The 1,789-nt window shown below is 74.8% G+C and carries 2 protein-coding genes; both read right to left on the reverse strand.

All coding sequences use genetic code 11. The features are described 5' to 3' along the window. Positions 1-918: lytic transglycosylase domain-containing protein (locus tag CR470_RS37730; protein WP_107489552.1), on the reverse strand; the 918-nt coding region annotated here is incomplete at its 3' end. 25 nt (positions 919-943) lie between these two features. Continuing rightward, on the reverse strand, positions 944-1,714 hold the full coding sequence (locus CR470_RS37735) for a hypothetical protein (RefSeq protein ID WP_097872255.1): 771 nt from the start codon (positions 1,712-1,714) through the stop codon (positions 944-946). Positions 1,715-1,789 lie beyond the last annotated feature (75 nt).

The following is a 1,789-nucleotide window of genomic DNA, read 5'->3' on the forward strand; positions in this document are numbered from 1 at the left end:
GATGTGTATAAGAGACAGTCCGTCGCCCTTGCCGGGACGTTCCGGCGCGCCGGGCCCGCCGACCGGGGCCTTGGGCGGGGTCTTCCCGCCGGGGCCGGGGCTGGCCGGGAGGACGCCCTTGCCGTCGGCGACCGGGTGGCTGCCGTTGCGGTAGAACTCCAGCCACGACAGCACGGTCCGCAGATACGTGTCGGAGCGGTTGTAGCTGAGGATCGCCCGGTCCAGGTCGGCGCGGCGGGTCAGATCGCGGGACCCGGCACAGAGGTAGCGCCCGGCGGCGAGCGCCGCGTCGTAGATGTTGTTCGGGTCCCGGCGGCCGTCGCCGTTGCCGTCCGCGCCCCAGGCAGCCCAGGTCGACGGGATGAACTGCATCGGCCCGACGGCCCGGTCGTAGGCGCGGTCGCCGTCGTACGCCCCGCCGTCGGTGTCCCGGATCAGCGCGAAGCCGTTCCCGTCGAGCGCGGGGCCGAGGATCGGGGTGAGCGTCGTCCCGCGCGCGTCGACCCTGCCGCCGGACGCCTGACCGGACTCGACCTTGCCGATCGCCGCCAGCAGCTGCCACGGCAGCCCGCAGCCCGGGTCGCCGCGGCCCACGGCGCTCTCGGCCTTGCGGTAGGCGGCCAGCACGGTCACCGGAATGCCCGCCTCGGACCGGGCGCGGGCCACGAGCGGGTCGGGCTTCGCCCCGGGCTTCAGGGGCGCGGGCGGCTCCGGGGACCGCAGCGGGGGTAACTCGGTGTGATAGGCGTCGTCGCCCGGCACCTCGCTCCACACGACGTCGTCGGACGCCGCCGCCTTGCCCGGCCGGGGCTCGGGCACCGCGAACCCCGGGGCCTGGGACGTGGTGAGCGCGGTCATCGCGGCGACGGCGGTGGCCGTGGTGCCGAGCCGGCGGCGCACCGTGCGGTTGATGCTCATCTGGACTCCACTCCCTCTCCGGGGCTCAGCGGGTGAACGTGTCGATGGCGGCGATCAGCCAGGTGTCCCCCCGGCGGACGGCGTCCACGGCGAACATGGCCGCCGCGTACGTCGTCTCCTCGTCCTTGCCGGTACGGGTGTTGCTCTGGTCGGCGAAGATCAGCAGCCGGGCGCGGTCGCCGTCGAGGAACTCGACCCCGCTCTCGGTCACGGTGGTGGTCAGGACGAGTTTCTGCTTCGGGGCCTGCTCCCGGACGTCGGCGAGCATGTCCTTGTGCTGCCGCACGGCCCGGCCGGTCAGATACGTGCTCGCGGCGCGGTCGGACCGGGCGGGCGAGGCGTAGTCGTACGAGAACACCGCGCCGACCGCCTCGCTGATCCGGCCCTTCACCTCGCTGGTCCGGCCGATGTCGGTGAGCGCGGAGTTCTGCCGGGCCGGTTCGTCACGGAGGCCGTCGGCCGAGGCGAACGCCCAGGCGGCGAAGGCCCCGAGGAGGACGGTGAGGGCGCACAACACGGCGGGGATGACGACGCGCGGGCGGGATGCCCGGTCACGGGGGGCGTCCGCCGGGGCGTCGGGAGCGGTGTCGGACCCGGCGCCACCGAGGTCGGTGGCGGCGTCGAGATCGGTGGCGGCGTCGAGATCGGCTGCGGTGCTTGCCGCTGCCCGCGGTTCGGCATCGGTGGCGGTGGCGGTGACCTGTTCGGGGGCCGGCTCCGTCTCGGCCCCCGCCGTGCGCGGTGGTGCCGTGGCCAGCCGGCGGCGGCGGTTCACGAGGTGACGGGTCGTCGACATGGGCGGGGTCCTCTCCGGGGCGTGCGGGGCAGGGCGGGGCGGGCGGACGCGGGCGGCTGTCTCTTATACACATCT

Origin of the sequence: Streptomyces sp. rh34 (assembly GCF_002551245.1) — a bacterium.
Taxonomy (GTDB): Bacteria; Actinomycetota; Actinomycetes; order Streptomycetales; family Streptomycetaceae; genus Streptomyces.